General features: G+C 43.5%; 15 protein-coding genes. All 15 read right to left on the bottom strand.

Going from position 1 to position 16,842, the window contains the following annotated elements; translation table 11 throughout:
- Positions 1-36: 36 nt before the first annotated feature.
- Entirely contained in the window at positions 37-1,737 is a 1,701-nt protein-coding gene (locus AAHB12_RS03580; RefSeq protein ID WP_342044315.1) for a proline--tRNA ligase, read from the bottom strand.
- A gap of 69 nt (positions 1,738-1,806) precedes the next feature.
- A complete protein-coding gene (rseP, locus tag AAHB12_RS03575) occupies positions 1,807-3,063 on the bottom strand; it encodes an RIP metalloprotease RseP (protein WP_129726772.1) in 1,257 nt (418 codons plus the stop codon).
- 17 nt (positions 3,064-3,080) lie between these two features.
- Positions 3,081-4,223: a 1-deoxy-D-xylulose-5-phosphate reductoisomerase gene (gene dxr / locus AAHB12_RS03570; protein ID WP_129726773.1), complete on the bottom strand. Its 1,143-nt coding sequence runs from the start codon at positions 4,221-4,223 to the stop codon at positions 3,081-3,083.
- Positions 4,224-4,303: 80 nt separating this feature from the next.
- The gene (locus AAHB12_RS03565; protein WP_342044314.1) at positions 4,304-5,101 is read right to left on the bottom strand and encodes a phosphatidate cytidylyltransferase; all 798 of its coding nucleotides are present in this window, start codon (positions 5,099-5,101) and stop codon (positions 4,304-4,306) included.
- Positions 5,102-5,119: 18 nt separating this feature from the next.
- Positions 5,120-5,893 (bottom strand): isoprenyl transferase, encoded by a 774-nt coding sequence (locus AAHB12_RS03560; protein ID WP_129726775.1) that lies wholly within the window; start codon positions 5,891-5,893, stop codon positions 5,120-5,122.
- Between the two features lie 87 nt (positions 5,894-5,980).
- On the bottom strand, positions 5,981-6,538 hold the full coding sequence (gene frr / locus AAHB12_RS03555) for a ribosome recycling factor (RefSeq protein ID WP_342044313.1): 558 nt from the start codon (positions 6,536-6,538) through the stop codon (positions 5,981-5,983).
- A 3-nt stretch (positions 6,539-6,541) separates the two neighbouring features.
- Positions 6,542-7,264 carry a UMP kinase gene (gene pyrH, locus AAHB12_RS03550; protein WP_129726777.1) on the bottom strand — a complete coding sequence of 241 codons (723 nt, stop codon included), beginning with the start codon at positions 7,262-7,264 and terminating at the stop codon, positions 6,542-6,544.
- A gap of 112 nt (positions 7,265-7,376) precedes the next feature.
- Positions 7,377-8,264, bottom strand: a complete 888-nt coding sequence (gene tsf, locus AAHB12_RS03545; RefSeq protein ID WP_342044312.1) for a translation elongation factor Ts — start codon at positions 8,262-8,264, stop codon at positions 7,377-7,379.
- A gap of 123 nt (positions 8,265-8,387) precedes the next feature.
- The gene (gene rpsB / locus AAHB12_RS03540) at positions 8,388-9,089 is read right to left on the bottom strand and encodes a 30S ribosomal protein S2 (RefSeq protein WP_342044311.1); all 702 of its coding nucleotides are present in this window, start codon (positions 9,087-9,089) and stop codon (positions 8,388-8,390) included.
- A gap of 307 nt (positions 9,090-9,396) precedes the next feature.
- Complete coding sequence (gene codY / locus AAHB12_RS03535; RefSeq protein ID WP_342044331.1) at positions 9,397-10,176, bottom strand: GTP-sensing pleiotropic transcriptional regulator CodY; 780 nt, start codon at positions 10,174-10,176, stop codon at positions 9,397-9,399.
- 76 nt (positions 10,177-10,252) lie between these two features.
- Complete coding sequence (gene hslU / locus AAHB12_RS03530) at positions 10,253-11,647, bottom strand: HslU--HslV peptidase ATPase subunit (protein ID WP_129726780.1); 1,395 nt, start codon at positions 11,645-11,647, stop codon at positions 10,253-10,255.
- A gap of 14 nt (positions 11,648-11,661) precedes the next feature.
- Positions 11,662-12,204 (bottom strand): ATP-dependent protease subunit HslV, encoded by a 543-nt coding sequence (hslV, locus tag AAHB12_RS03525; protein ID WP_129726781.1) that lies wholly within the window; start codon positions 12,202-12,204, stop codon positions 11,662-11,664.
- A gap of 74 nt (positions 12,205-12,278) precedes the next feature.
- A complete protein-coding gene (gene xerC, locus AAHB12_RS03520; RefSeq protein ID WP_342044310.1) occupies positions 12,279-13,178 on the bottom strand; it encodes a tyrosine recombinase XerC in 900 nt (299 codons plus the stop codon).
- A gap of 73 nt (positions 13,179-13,251) precedes the next feature.
- A complete protein-coding gene (gene trmFO, locus AAHB12_RS03515; protein WP_342044309.1) occupies positions 13,252-14,553 on the bottom strand; it encodes an FADH(2)-oxidizing methylenetetrahydrofolate--tRNA-(uracil(54)-C(5))-methyltransferase TrmFO in 1,302 nt (433 codons plus the stop codon).
- A 51-nt stretch (positions 14,554-14,604) separates the two neighbouring features.
- On the bottom strand, positions 14,605-16,683 hold the full coding sequence (gene topA / locus AAHB12_RS03510; protein WP_342044308.1) for a type I DNA topoisomerase: 2,079 nt from the start codon (positions 16,681-16,683) through the stop codon (positions 14,605-14,607).
- Positions 16,684-16,842: the final 159 nt, after the last annotated feature.

Genomic DNA, 16,842 nt, shown 5'->3' with positions numbered 1-16,842 from the left:
AGCAAGGAAAGGTACCTCAATGAGGTACCTCTTCTCTTATTGTAAAATATTTGTGATATATTCGTATAGTCCTTCAATATGCACTTCTTCAGATTCACCTGTCGCGCGCACCTTCACTTCAACAATGCCCTCTTCTGCCTTTTTGCCTACTGTAACGCGTACAGGAATTCCAAACAGGTCAGAATCAGCAAATTTCACACCAGCACGCTCTGGACGGTCATCAAGCAAAGTATCTATACCTTGTTTCTTTAACGATTGATAGATATACTCCGCTTTCTCTCTTTGAATATCTGTTTTTACATTTACCGGAATCACATGCACATGGAACGGTGCGACTGCAGATGGCCATAGCAAGCCGCTTTCATCGTTAAACTGCTCCGCAATGGCCGCCACCACGCGGGAAACGCCAATGCCGTAGCAACCCATGATAAGCGGCTGTGTTTTTCCGTTTTCATCTAGATACGTAGCGTCCATCGCTTCACTATAACGTGTACCAAGCTTGAAAATATGCCCTGCTTCAATACCAAGAGCAAACTTGATCGTGCCTTGTCCATCTGGAGAAGGATCTCCTTCCTCGATGAAGCGTAAATCCGCGTACTGACTTACTGTAAAATCACGACCCGGGTTGACATTCACATAATGATAGCCCTCTTCATTGGCCCCGCAGCTTCCGTTTACAATTGCAGCTACCGCATGATCTGCAATAATCTCAAGCTCATCGGATACACCGATTGGACCAAGAGAACCAAATGTACAATTCATGAGGCGCTGTACATCTTCAGGAGATGCCAGTTCAACAACAGAAGCACCATATAAATTTTTCACCTTTACGTCGTTTACTTCATGGTTGCCGCGTACAAGAACGAGTACAAACTTGTCGTCCACCTGAAAGACCATCGACTTAATACAAGATGTCTCCTCCATTTGCAAGAATGCAGCCACCTCATCGATTGACTTTTGATTTGGTGTTGCTACCTTCTCTAGCTCTTTCATTGCTTCACTGCTTTTTTCATAAGTTGCGACAACTTCTGCCATTTCAACATTTGCCGCATAATCCGATGTATCGGAATACGCAATTGTGTCTTCACCAATATCAGACAAAATCATGAACTCATGTGTACCCTTTCCGCCTATCGCACCAGCGTCTGCGATAACAGCGCGGAAGTTTAAGCCGCAGCGGCGAAACACATTTGAATATGCTTCATACATTTTATTATACACTTCATCCAAGCTTTCCCGCGAGCTATGGAAGGAATAGGCATCCTTCATTAAAAACTCTCTGCCGCGCAATAAGCCAAAGCGCGGACGTTTTTCGTCACGGAATTTTGTTTGGATTTGGTACAGCGTCAGCGGAAGCTTTTTATACGATTTTACCTCGTCGCGCACAAGGGCTGTAATTACCTCCTCATGCGTAGCTCCGAGCGCGAACTCGCGCGAATGACGATCGTTCATACGCATAAGCTCTGGACCATACGAATACCAGCGCCCTGATTCCTGCCATAGCTCTGCTGGCTGAAGTGCTGGCATCAACAGCTCCATTGCCCCCGCATTTTCCATCTCCTCACGAATAATACCCTCAACCTTTTGCAATACTTTTAGTCCAAGCGGTAAAAAGCTGTATATACCGGATGCATTTTGGCGCATGAAGCCGGCGCGAAGAAGCAGCTGATGACTTCTTACTTCTGCATCAGATGGCACTTCTCGCAAAGTTGGACTAAACATCATACTTTGTCTCATTGATGTACACCTCTCCATTATAATGCCGACGCTGCTAAACAAGCAGCGTCAGACGTAATTTCTCCATTTTTATAAGAAAAGTTTTTTTATATCATTCCATGTTACAACAAGCATAAGCAGCATCAGTAACGCAAAGCCAATAAAATGGACAAGACCTTCCTTTTGACGATCAATTGGCTTTCCACGCAATGCCTCTACTAAGAAAAACATTAAACGTCCGCCATCGAGTGCCGGAACCGGCAGCAAATTAAATAAGCCAAGATTGATGCTCAAAGCAGCCGTTAATCCAAGTAAATTCACAAAGCCTGACTCCGCAACCTTTCCTGTTAGATTATAAATACCAACTGGACCGGACAAAGCATCAATACTAAATTGTCCAGTTACAAGCTGCACGAGTGAAACAAAGACCAGTTTTGTCCATTTATACGTTTGTTCCGCTCCAAGCTTCAAGGAGCCAAGCAGCGATTTCTCAACCGGGCCGTACACCCCTAGGCGGCCAACCTCCTGCTTTCCTTCCTTCTCAGCAGTTGGGGTCACTTTTAGGACAATTCTTTCCTTGTTCCGTTCCAGCTCCATCGTCATTTCATTCCCAGGATTTTTCCTAATAATGGTTGTCACGTTTGTCCACGTGTCTACTTCAGTGCCATTAATCGATTTGATAACGTCTCCTTGGTGCAGCCCTGCCTTTTCACCAGCACTATTTGGCACAAGTTCTCCGATAATCGGCTTATCAACAGGGATTCCTTGCATAAGGCCGATAATGACAAACAGTAAAAACGCAAGCACAAAGTTCATCGCAGGACCGGCAAAAATAGCAAGAGCTCGCTGTCCCAACGATTTGGAGCCAAACTGCCGGTTATACGGGGCAATTTGAATTTCTTCTCCACCAGATACATAATAGGCCTTCTCGTGAACACGGAACGTTTGCAGCTCTTCCTCGTACTCCTCGTACCCAGAAATCGTAAGGGCATGCTCTAAATCCGCGCGTTCTACCTCGATTACTCTAGCATTCGGGTACTTATCGCGATTGTCTAATACGAGCTTGATGACTTCTTCCTTCTCATTCAATAACAATCCGACCTTTGCACCAGGCTTTAGTTCAATCGTTTCCGGATCCTCCCCAGCCATGCGCACGTAGCCGCCAAGCGGAAGCAAGCGAATCGTATAGACTGTTTCATTTTTGGTAAATGAAAAAATTTTAGGACCGAAACCAATCGCAAACTCTCGGCAAAGAATACCAGCGCGCTTTGCAAAATACAGATGTCCTAACTCGTGGAAAAAGACGAGTGCTCCAAAAACTAAAATAAAGGCAATCGCTGTGTTCAACTCAATACCCACCTTTGCTAAATTTGTTCCATCACATATCGTCTTGTCGCCCAGTCAATCTCCCGAATCTCATCTAAGTTCGGATGAGAGATGACACTGTGATGGTGCATCGCTTTCTCTATTAGCTCTTCAATGGTCAAAAAGCCGATCTTCCCTTGCAAAAAGGCAGCAACAGCTGCTTCATTTGCTGCGTTCATAACAGCCGGCAAGCTGCCTCCCGTTCTTCCTGCTTCGTAAGCAAACTGCAAGCAGCGGAATCTGCCAAAGTCCATTTGCTGAAAATGGAGCGCTCCAATTTCCCATAGCTGCAGCTGCTTTGTCGCTTGAAGCGGCAAACGCGTTGGATACGTAAGCGCATATTGAATCGGGACACGCATATCTGGTGTTCCTAGCTGCGCAATAACGCTTCGATCCCCAAACTCTACAAGTGAATGTACGATGCTTTCCTTATGTAGTAGCACATCAATTTGATCATAAGGGATGTTAAATAGCCAATGCGCTTCGATAACCTCTAATCCCTTATTCATCATTGTAGCAGAATCGATTGTAATTTTCGAACCCATCGACCAATTTGGATGCTTCAAAGCATCCTCCACTGTAACATGTGTAAGCTCCTCCCGTGTTTTGTCTCGGAAACTTCCACCAGAGGCTGTTAAAATAAGACGAGAAATCTGCTCTCGCTTCTCACCATTTAAGCATTGAAAAATCGCAGAATGCTCACTATCTACAGGGAGCAAATCAACACCATACTTGCAGGCAGCCTCCATTACGAGATGACCTGCTGTTACAAGTGTTTCTTTATTGGCAATGGCAATTGTCTTTCTTGCTTCAATTGCACTAAGCGTTGGCATTAAACCTACACTCCCGACTACTGCATTCACGACAACGTCAGCAGCTGTGTGCAAAGCAACCTCAAGCAGCCCCTCTTCTCCCCAAACGACTTTCACGTTGCCAAGCATCACTCGCAGTCGCTTTGCGTCCTCTTCCTTTTGCACCGATATGAGCTGCGGAAGAAATTCTCGAGCCGCTTGCACCGCAAACTCAATATTGCTTCCTACCGAGAAAGCAACCAATTGAAAATGTTCCGGATGCAGCCGAATCACGTCAAGTGTCTGTACCCCAACAGATCCACTCGCTCCGAGCACACTAATTTTTTTCATTGTTCCATCTCCTTGTTTGACGAAACGAGTTTACATATCATGCAGATAATAGAGACTGCCGCCATGCTTTGGTCAAGGCTCTATGAAATAAAATGCAAAAAGTGCAACAGCGGCAATACGAACAGCACGCTATCTAGACGATCCAAAATCCCGCCGTGTCCCGGCAAGATGTTACCAGAATCCTTAACTCCGTAATGGCGTTTAAATGCCGATTCTACAAGATCGCCAATTTGCCCAAATACAGAAACAGCTGCTGTTACGGCAACTAACATTCCTATATTGTCCGCGACAGGTGAAAAATGGTTGTACACAAGAGCCACTATAACAGCGCAAATAACACCGCCGACCGCTCCCTCTACCGTTTTATTCGGACTAATTTCCGGCCACAGCTTCCGTTTGCCAATGGCCCGGCCAATAAAATATGCCCCCGTATCCGTTGCCCAAATCACGAACAGTGTATATAGAATATACTTCAAGCCGTCCATTCTCGTTTCGTTTAAATAGTAAAATCCCATACCTACATAAAGAGTTGCCATCAGCAAAAAAGATGCATCATCAAAAGTAAATGTATTCTTGGAAAGAACCGTATATGATAAAAGAAGCAGGACAACCAAAAACGTTATTTCTGCTTTTGTCAGATGCAGCACTTCTACAACCTCATGGCTGGCTACCGTGCTTGGCAGTAAAACCACCACAAGCAAAAAGGCTGCTAGGAAGGTTGGAACAGAAAAAAGCGGCAACTGCTTCATACGTACTAGCTCATACAGCCCGACAAAGGCAAGTCCATACACAAGCCATAAAAATGGCTTTCCTCCGTACCATACGAATGGAACAAATAAGGCCAATGCCACAAACCCTGTAATCAATCGTTGTTTCAAAAACAAGACCTCACTTTCTTATACGCCACCGAACCTGCGACCTCTCCTTTGAAAGTTTATGACGGCTTCAAGCAAGTGGGACTCCGTAAAGTCTGGCCAATAACGATCTGTAAACCACAACTCCGTATAAGCAATTTGCCAAAGCATAAAATTACTGATACGAATTTCGCCACTCGTACGAATTAACAAATCCGGATCCGGCAACTTACTCGTCATTAAATAGGAGGAAATCACTTCCTCGGTGATGTCATCTGCGTTAAGTTTTCCACTGTTACTATCTCTAACCAAATCCCTCACCGCATAAACCATTTCATCACGGCTTCCATAGTTTAACGCAAAATTTAAGATTAAACCTGTGTTATTTGCAGTATCTTGCATAGCTTTCTCTATTGCCGCAAGCGTATGAGCCGGAAGTCCCTCTTTTTGTCCCATTAAGCGAACCTGTACGTTTTCTTCTACAAGCTCCGGCAAGAAGGTACCTAAAAACTCCTGAGGAAGCTTCATTAAATAATCCACTTCCAACTTTGGGCGCTTCCAGTTCTCTGTTGAAAATGCATAAAGTGTTAATACCTTCACGCCAAGTCGACTAGCGCATTTTGTAATTTTCCGCACTACTTTCATCCCCTCATGGTGACCGGCAATACGCGGCAAACCTCTTTTCCTTGCCCATCTGCCATTCCCATCCATAATGATGGCAATATGCTGCGGAATTTCCCCTTGCTGTACTTCCTCCATTAGCTCCTCAAACGATGAAACCGTCTTATCTTTCCAAATGGAAAATCTCTTTAACATGTTTGAAACCTCCACGAGCACACGTATTCCATAAAAGTGTAAAAAGACCCCCTTAAGCAGAGGGTCGTGCATAGACAAAAATGAGGATTACACTTCCATAATCTCTTTTTCTTTGTCCTTTGTAATATCATCAATTTTTGCAATGTGCTTGTCTGTTTCTTTTTGAACTGTTTCTGTATGACCGCGCAGCTCATCTTCAGTAATTTCACCATTTTTCTCAAGCTTCTTCAGCTCATCGTTTCCATCACGGCGAACATTACGAACAGCTATCTTTGCCTCTTCCGCATACTTTTTCACAGTTTTCACTAAGTCGCGACGGCGCTCTTCTGTTAACGCTGGAAACACAATGCGGATAATGGAACCGTCGTTAGATGGATTTAATCCCAAATCAGATGTTTGAATCGCCTTTTCAATGTCTTTTAAGGAAGACTTATCATACGGCTGAATCACAAGCATCCGCGGTTCTGGTACAGTAATATTTGCCAGCTGGATAACAGGCGTTGGGGCACCGTAATAATCCACCGTAATTTTCTCAAGTACACCTGCGCTCGCGCGTCCTGCACGGATCGAAGCTAATTCACGTGTATATGCGGAAATTGCTTTTTCCATTTTTTCTTTTGTATTTTTTAATACTTGCTGCGCCATGGTTTATTTCCCCCTTACAATTGTTCCGATGTTTTCGCCAAGAACGGCACGTTTAATATTTCCTTCTTCCATGATCGAGAACACAATCAACGCGATGTCATTATCCATACATAGGGAAGAAGCTGTGGAATCCATTACGCCTAATCCTTCTTTTAAGACATCTAAGTATGTTAACGTATCATATTTCGTCGCTGTTTCATCAATTGTCGGATCTGCACTATATACGCCATCCACATTATTTTTAGCCATAAGGATCACATCAGCTTCAATTTCAGCTGCACGTAAGGCTGCTGTCGTATCTGTTGAGAAGTACGGATTTCCTGTCCCAGCAGCAAAAATAACAACGCGTTTCTTTTCTAAATGGCGGATTGCTTTTCTGCGAATATAAGGCTCCGCAACCTGTCTCATTTCAATTGACGTTTGCACGCGTGTTTGAATACCTAAATTCTCTAAACTGTCTTGCAGTGCAAGGGAATTCATTACAGTGGCTAGCATCCCCATGTAATCGGCTGTAGCCCGATCCATTCCCATCTCGCTTCCCGTTTTGCCGCGCCAAATGTTCCCGCCGCCAACAACAACTGCTACTTCTACGTCAAGTTCAGCAATTTCCTTCACCTGTTGCGCAATTGATTTAATAACGGTCGGATTAATTCCAAATCCATGACTACCTGCTAAAGCTTCTCCGCTTAGTTTTAGTACAACTCGTTTATATTTAGCTTGACTCATAATGAACCTCCGTTGCTCCGATCTCTTTATCTGCACCCTCGCTGCCCATTGCCTGGCGGCAGTGCACTTGTTTATTTTAAAAAAGGGAACACTACGTGTCCCCTTATCTTTATTAGTTGTTGCCTCTTACTTGGTTCATTACTTCTTCTGCGAAGTTATCTTGACGCTTTTCAATACCTTCTCCTACCGCATAGCGAACGAAGGATTTTACAGCAGCGCCTTTAGATTGTACATATTTTCCAACCTTTGTATCTGGGTCTTTTACAAACGCTTGGTCTACTAAGCAGATCTCTTCAAAGAATTTGCCTAGGCGGCCTTCTACCATTTTTGCAACGATATTTTCAGGCTTGCCTTCGTTTAACGCTTGTTGCGTTAATACTTGACGCTCGCGCTCGATTTCTTCTTCTGTTACCGCACTGCGATCTACATATTTCGGATTTACTGCAGCAATATGCATAGATACGTCTTTTGCAAGAGCCTCATCATTTGTTCCTGTAAGAACAGACAATACGCCAATACGGCCGCCCATATGAAGATATGCACCAAATGCATCAGCATCTGTTTTTGTTACGATTTCAAAGCGGCGAAGAGTTAGTTTCTCACCGATTTTTGCAACCGCTGTGTTGATATGATGCTCTACTGTTACACCGCTGTCCATTGTTTGAGCCAATGCTTCTTCAACAGATGCAGGCTTTTTCGCTAATAAATGAGCTGCCAATTCTTTTGTTAACATTTGGAATCCTTCATTTTTTGCTACGAAGTCTGTTTCAGAGTTTACTTCAAGAATTACTGCTTCGTTTCCTTTTGTTTCGATCGCTGTTAAACCTTCAGCAGCAATGCGGTCTGCTTTTTTCGCAGCTTTTGCGATTCCTTTTTCACGAAGAAAATCGATCGCTTTTTCCATATCGCCGTTTGTTTCTGTTAACGCGTTTTTGCAATCAAGCATGCCTGCGCCTGTTTTTTCACGAAGCTCTTTTACCATTTGTGCAGTAACTGCCATGTTCTTCATCCTCCTGTTATGTATATAACTCAGAAAGAGCAAATATACTCTTCCTAGACATATGATTTTCTTACTTTAAAAAAGGTGATAAAAGGCTTACCCCCTTATCACCTTTCCCATCTGTTACGCAGTAACTGTTTCTTCTCCTTGCTTTGCTTCAAGGATAGCGTCAGCCATTTTAGATGTAAGAAGTTTTACAGCGCGAATTGCGTCATCGTTCGCAGGAATTACATGGTCAATTTCATCTGGATCACAGTTTGTATCAACAATACCGATTAACGGGATGTTTAACTTACGTGCTTCCGCAACAGCGATGCGCTCTTTACGTGGATCTACGATGAAAATTGCATCTGGAAGATCCTTCATATCTTTAATTCCGCCTAAGAATTTCTCAAGACGCTCTAATTCTTTTTTAAGCTGAACAACTTCTTTTTTAGGAAGTACATCGAATGTACCATCTTCTTGCATTCTTTCGATGTCTTTCAAACGCTTTACGCGCTTTTGAATTGTTTGGAAGTTTGTTAATGTACCACCCAACCAGCGTTGGTTTACGAAGTACATGCCTGCGCGTAGTGCTTCTTCTTTAATCGCATCTTGCGCTTGCTTTTTTGTACCAACGAAAAGAACTGTACCGCCGTTTGCTGCGATTCCTTTCATTACGTTGTAAGCTTCTTCAACCTTTTTAACTGTTTTTTGAAGGTCAATGATATAAATGCCGTTACGCTCAGTGAAAATGTAACGTTTCATTTTAGGGTTCCAACGACGTGTTTGGTGTCCGAAATGTACACCTGCTTCAAGCAATTGTTTCATAGAAATTACTGACATGCTTAGTTCCTCCTGAATGGTTTTATTCTCCTCCGTTTACTTCACCTTTAAGCGTAACTGCACAAGAAGCAGCACCAACACTTAAATCTGTAAACGTGTGTATTCACACCATTGACTACTATATCATAACAAGATATGACATTCAAGTCGAAAATTAGTGTTTTTGCGAAACTTCTTGAATTTCTTTTCAAGAGAGTTAGCAATCTTTTTAAACCTTGTACATAAAATCGCAATTCTCACTTCTACAGTATTACCACTTTTCCATCATTTCAAAACAAAAGCCCTCCAAATCCGGAGAGCTTTTGCTTTAATTTGCTTTTAATTTTGATAGTTCCTGCAAAAACTTATCATTGAGCACCTTAATATACGTTCCCTTCATTCCAAGAGAGCGTGATTCAATTACACCCGCACTTTCAAGCTTGCGAAGTGCGTTGACAATAACAGAACGGGTAATTCCGACACGATCCGCGATTTTACTAGCAACTAGCAAGCCTTCCGTTCCATTTAGCTCTTCGAAAATATGTTCAATCGCTTCTAATTCACTATAAGATAAGGAACTGATGGCCATTTGAACAACCGCTTTGCTGCGAGCTTCTTCTTCAATTTCCTCTGCTTTTTCGCGTAAAATCTCCATGGCTACTACTGTTGCTCCATACTCTGCAAGAATTAAATCCTCATCCAAGAACTCTTTTGCTAAGCGAGCTAGCTCCAGTGTACCTAAACGTTCGCCGCCTCCGACAATTGGCACAATCGTTGTTAATCCGTCTTGAAACAAGTCCTTATTTTCAACCGGAAAAGCAGTGTATTCGCTGTGAACATCCAAGTTTGGAGATGTTTCTGTAATATTGAAGAGGCTTTTTGTATACTCCTCCGGAAATTGTCGCTCTGCCAGCATTTGCTTCATCCGATCACTTTCAATGTGTTGATGAATTGCATGACCAAGCAATTTCCCCCGGCGACTTACGATAAACACGTTTGCTTCAATTACACCGCATAGCGTGTCAGCCATTTCTCTGAAGTTTACAGGCTTTCCTGCAGCCTGCTGCAGAAGAGCATTAATTTTTCTTGTTTTGTCTAATAGTGCCATTGTTCTTTTTTCCTCCCACACCGCGCATCCTCCCTCCCTATTTCACGGGAGGGAGGCATCACACGGGATACTTTCCTTATAAAATAAATTGACTTACATCCTTGTTTTTTGCTATGCTAACTAACTTTTCCTCAACATATTGAGGAGTGATGGTTATTTTTTCCAAAGTGATTTCAGAGGCCTCAAACGACAAATCTTCCAACAGCTTTTCCATAATCGTATGCAGTCTTCTTGCCCCGATGTTATCCGTATCCTGGTTTACCTCGTAAGCAATCTCAGCAATTTTACGAATAGCTTCGTCAGAAAATTCAATCTCTATACCTTCTGTCGATAACAATGCACGATATTGTTTAATCAAAGCATTATCTGGCTCTATAAGTATTTTAATAAAATCCTCACTAGAAAGCTTTGTCAGCTCTACACGAATCGGAAAACGACCTTGCAGCTCCGGAATGAGGTCAGATGGCTTTGACATATGAAAAGCGCCGGCTGCGACGAATAAAATATGGTCGGTTTTCACAGGACCGTACTTCGTAACAACCGTCGAACCTTCGACAATCGGTAAAATATCACGCTGTACACCTTCTCGAGAAACATCGGCGCTATTTGCGTTTTTCCCAGCAATCTTATCGATTTCATCAATGAAGATGATGCCAAGCTGCTCCGCCCGATAAATCGCCTCCTGCGTCACTTCTTCCATATCGATGAGACGCTGTGCTTCTTCATTCGCAAGCACCTTTCTCGCTTCTTTTACAGTCAGCTTGCGGCGCTTTGTTTTCTTTGGCATAAGGTTTCCTAACGCATCTTGAAAGTTCATGCCCATCTGCTCCATGCCTGTGCCTTGAAGCATATCAAACATAGATGGCTGCTGCTCTTCCACCTCAATCGAAATGACCTCATCTTCAAGAAGACCGGCAGCTAGTTTTTGCTCTATTTCTTTTTGTTTTAACCGTGTGTCCGCTTCCTCTTGGTGAGCTTCCGTTTTCGTATCATTGTTTTGCTGTCCGCCAAACAGCATTTCGAGCGGATTCTTGAATGTATGCTGCTTCGGTTTTCCCGGTACGATCGCTTCGATAATGCGTTGATTTGCCAGTTCTTCCGCTTTATCCTTGACGCGAACCACTTTCTCTTCTTTTACAATACGAATTGATGTTTCCATTAAGTCCCGAACCATCGATTCAACATCTCGCCCTACATATCCGACCTCAGTAAATTTCGTTGCCTCTACCTTGAGGAATGGCGCGCCAACAAGTTTTGCTAAACGTCTGGCAATCTCTGTTTTACCAACCCCCGTCGGCCCAATCATTAAAATGTTTTTTGGGGCGATTTCATCGCGAATGGCTTCATCCAGCAAGCTTCGGCGATAGCGGTTACGCAACGCAACTGCCACCGCTTTTTTTGCATTTTTTTGGCCGATAATATATTGGTCAAGCTTCTCGACAATTTGACGTGGTGTAAAATGTAAATGCATTAGTACATCCCCCTTTACAGTTCCTCAACGATGATATTTCCGTTCGTATACACACAAATATCGCTTGCAACCTCAAGGCTCGCCTTTGCGATCTCTTTCGCTGTCAACCCTTCCCCTGCAAACTGCTTTAAAGCGCGACCTGCAGCAAGGGCATAGTTGCCTCCTGATCCAATCGCTAAAATGCCATCATCTGGTTCGATCACTTCGCCCGTACCAGAGATGAGGAGTAAATTTCTTTCATCCATCACGATGAGAAGCGCCTCTAATTGACGAAGCATCTTATCGCCCCGCCATTTCTTAGCCATTTCCACAGCAGCCCGCGGCAAATTGCCATTGTACTCCTCTAGCTTCCCTTCAAACATTTCAAATAAAGTAAACGCATCAGCAACTGAACCAGCAAAGCCAGCAAGCACTTTTCCCTGAAACAGTTTACGAACCTTGCGCGCTGTATGCTTCATAACAACCGCATTTCCAAATGTCACCTGACCGTCTCCTGCCATTGCACATTTTCCTTTATGATGAATGGCAAATATCGTTGTCGCATGAAAGTTTCCCATAGAAAAACTCCTTTTACCTTGTCGTTTTGTCACACCAATACCATTATATGGAGCATTCTGTCATTCTAGCATCATTATGCTCTCGGATGATGTTTTGTATAAACAAATCGCAATCTCTCCTTGGAAACATGCGTATAAATTTGAGTTGTGGATAAATGAGCATGTCCAAGCAGCTCTTGTACAGTACGTAAATCTGCGCCTTCATCCAGCATATGAGTTGCAAACGTATGCCGCAGCACATGCGGACTTAAACGCATTGTTAAGGAAGCCTTTTCAATGATTTCATTCAAAACGTACCGTACACCCCTTTCCGTTAAAGGGGCTCCTTTTGCATTTAAAAACAAAGCTGCGCTCTCCTGTCGGCTCTTCTTACACAATTCCTGCCTTCCGCCTTTGATATATGTATGTAGCGAATCATAGGCGTAGCTCCCAAATGGAACATAGCGCTGTTTTTTTCCCTTTCCAGTGACTAGAATCGTTCCAACCGTGAAATCAACATCTGCCAGACATAGCTGACAGCATTCACCTACTCGAATACCAGTTGCGTATAGAAGCTCCAGCAACGCTTGGTTGCGCTGCCCAAGCGCTGTACCCTGATCACAAACGGCAAATAGCTTCTCCAGCTCCTCAGCATATAGAAACTCGGGAATTGCCTCTTCCTTTTTTGGAAGGGATGCAAAAGAAAACGGATTATCCTCGCAATACCCCTCTCTCATGAAAAATCTATACAGGCTGCGCAGACTCGATATTTTCCTGGCCACTGTTTTTCGTGCCAGCTTTTTGCCGTGAAGCACAGTTAAATATAAACGAACATCGGAATATACAACATCCTCAAACGAAGCAATTCCTTGCTGCATCATAAATGTCATAAAATGTTCAAAGTCATCTTCATAACTTGCAAGTGTATATTTCGAATAATTTCGTTCAATTTGTAAATACTCGACAAACAGATTTAACTTTTCCTTTATATCCATAGATTTCTCACCTTTTAAGCAAGAAAGGCTACTAAATCGTATCACAACGTAGTAGCCTTTGCAAGTAAATTGACTAAATATTTACAAAATTTTGAATTATTCCTAAAGCCCGCTGTGCGTACGCTTCGTAACGCTCCAGCTTCTTCTTAATTTTTGTTTCCAGCGGCGGGAACAGTCCGAAGTTTGCATTCATCGGCTGAAATGTTTTCGCGTTTGTTGACGTAATATAATGCGCCATACTGCCCATCGCCGTTTCTGGAGGCAGCGAGATCAACTCCTGCCCCTTTACCATTCTAGCGGCATTAACTCCTGCAAGCAAGCCAGACGCCGCAGATTCTACATAGCCTTCTACACCTGTCATTTGCCCCGCAAAGAATAAATCCTCGCGCTGCTTATATTGGTAGGTAGGAAGAAGCAGGTTTGGTGAGTTAATAAACGTATTACGGTGCATAACACCATAACGGATGATTTCCGCATTTTCAAGCCCCGGAATGAGACTGAGTACTTCTTTTTGAGCGCCCCACTTTAAATGCGTTTGGAAGCCTACAAGATTGTACAACGTTCCTGCCGCATCATCCTGACGAAGCTGCACGACCGCAAACGGGCGTTTTCCTGTACGAGGATCCTCTAACCCAACCGGTTTCATTGGACCGAATAATAAGGTTTGCTTTCCGCGCTGCGCCATAACTTCCACAGGCATGCAACCTTCAAAGTAAATTTCTTTCTCAAATTCTTTAAGCGGCACAACCTCAGCAGAGATAAGCGCTTCGTAAAAACGGTTAAATTCCTCCTCTGTCATCGGACAGTTGAGATATGCCGCCTCTCCCTTATCATAACGCGATTTTAAATACGCAACCTCCATATTGACGCTCTCTTTCTCAATAATAGGTGCGGCTGCATCGTAGAAGTAAAAATAGTCTTCTCCTGTTAGCTCCTTCAGCCTGTCAGATAATGCTTTAGAAGTAAGCGGACCTGTCGCAATTATGGTCGGTCCAGCCGGTATTTCAGTTATTTCCTCCGTTACAACGGTTATATTCGGATGATTTTTCACATAGTCTGTTACCTTCGCCGCAAATTCATGACGATCGACCGCAAGCGCTCCACCTGCTGGCACAGAGCACTCATCCGCTGCCTGAATGATGACGGAATCTAACCGCCGCATCTCTTCCTTCAGCACACCAACCGCATTCGTTAAACTATTCCCTCTAAGAGAGTTACTACATACAAGCTCAGCAAATTTATCTGTATGATGAGCAGGCGTCTGCTTCACCGGTCTCATCTCATACAGCATAACCTTTACACCGCGCTTGGCGATTTGATACGCTGCCTCACTGCCAGCTAAGCCAGCTCCGATTACATGAACTGTTTGTTCCATTTCTATCACCTTTTCTCTTTCTTTTCCGAAAAAAATGTGAGCATTTTCGGCTCACATTTGTTGTTCCTCTTCATAATCACAAGATACACATTGCACCTGAAGACCTTTTTTGAGCTTCTTCTCTACAAGCATTCCTTCACATTTTGGACATTTTCTGCCCACTGGCTTATCCCAGGATAGAAAATCACAGTCCGGATACGTGCTGCAGCCATAGAAAGTACGTTTTTTCTTATTACTGCGCCGTTCGATGATTTCGCCTTCGCCGCATTTCGGACAATCGATATCAATCCCCTTCATGATCGGCTTTGTATTACGACAATCTGGGAAGTTCGAGCACGCCATAAATTTTCCATAGCGGCCCATTTTAAATACCATCGCATTTCCGCATTGCTCGCAATCTTCACCAGCTGGCTCATCCTTAATCTCAACTTCCCGCATTTCTTTCTCTGCTTTTTCAAGATGCTGTTCAAAGCCTCGATAAAATGCATCGATAACTTTGACCCAATTTGCCTCTCCATCTTCAATTTTATCTAAGCTATCCTCCATATTGACTGTAAACTCAATATTGATAATGTCTGGGAAGAATTCAAGGATGAGTTCAATAACAATCTCCCCAAGCTCAGTAGGCACAAAGCGTTTATTTTCAAGTGCCACGTAGCCGCGTTTTTGGATGGTTTCGAGCGTCGGCACATACGTAGACGGGCGGCCAATCCCAACCTCCTCCAGCGTTTTTACAAGCCGAGCCTCTGTATAGCGCGGCGGTGGCTGCGTAAAATGCTGCTTCGGCTCGATATCCTTCGAAAATACCGTTTCACCAATTTCAAATGGCGGAAGTAAACGATCTTTTTCTTCCACGCCATCATCGTTTGACTCAACATACACTTTCATAAACCCAGGAAACTTCACAACCGAGCCATGAGCGCGGAACTGCACTCCGTTATTGACCAAGGCAACCGTTACGGTATCCATGACAGCGGGTGCCATCAGGCTCGCGACAAAACGCTCCCAAATCAGCTTATACAGGCGGTATTGGTCCTTGCTTAATACAGTCTTTAGTTCCTCTGGCTTCCGAAGCGTTGAAGTTGGACGAATCGCTTCATGCGCATCTTGCGCATTCGTATTCTTCCCTTCCTTTCGCTTCTCCGTAGCTACATAGTCAGACCCGAATTTTTCCTCAATATAGTTCCTTGCTTCTGCCTGCGCTGTTTCAGATATACGAGTAGAATCCGTTCTCATATATGTAATTAACCCAATGGTCCCCTCTTTACCAATGTCAATTCCTTCGTATAGCTGCTGCGCAAGCATCATGGTCTTTTTCGCTCTCATATTAAGTTTACGGGCCGCCTCCTGCTGTAAGGAGGACGTCGTAAACGGAACAGCCGGATTACGCTTTCGTTCGCGCTTCGTAACGCTTTCAACAGCAAAGGTGTTTGTATCTAATTTTGCTAAAATTTCTTTTACCTCTTGCTCATGCTTCGGCTCCTTCTTTTCTCCGTCTACACCGTAAAAGCTAGCCTCAAATACATCCTTACCTTTTACAAACTCGCCTTTAATTGTCCAAAACTCTTCCGGGATAAATGATTTAATTTCCTTTTCGCGTTCCGAAATTAACCGAACTGCTACAGATTGAACACGTCCTGCACTTAAGCCCTTTTTCACTTTCTTCCATAATAGTGGGCTAATATTATATCCGACAAGACGATCCAGAATACGGCGTGCCTGCTGCGCATCGACTAAATGCATATTAATTGCACGCGGCTTTTTAAAAGACTCTTTCACAGCATCCTTTGTAATCTCATTAAAAACAACGCGGCATTCCGATGATATATCCACATTTAATGTATGGGCCAAATGCCACGCAATCGCTTCTCCCTCACGATCCGGGTCGGCTGCGAGATAAATTTTCTTTGCTTTTTTTGCGGCTGCCTTCAAGTCCTTTACAACAGGCCCTTTGCCTCGTATCGTGATGTATTTCGGTTCATAGTTATTTTCGACCTCAATGCCCATCTGACTTTTTGGCAAATCGCGTACATGTCCCATGGACGCTACTACTTTATATTTCTTCCCTAAATATTTTTCAATCGTCTTCGCCTTTGACGGTGATTCAACAATTACGAGATACTCTGACATCTTGGTTTCCTCCCTCAAGAGGTGAATTCAAGTCTTCATTTATAGTATTGATTCGCCTTCTTTTTGTCAATTCAGAATGAATATAAAATAACACATATGATGGAGGAGTTGTCAATATTTCTTTCGCAAAAACATGAAAATTGTCCATAAAATAGTAAT

It is taken from the genome of Bacillus sp. OTU530 (genome assembly GCF_038440375.1).
The sequence above is the reverse complement of the archived record's forward strand: the minus strand, read 5'-3'. Positions and strand labels throughout refer to the sequence as shown.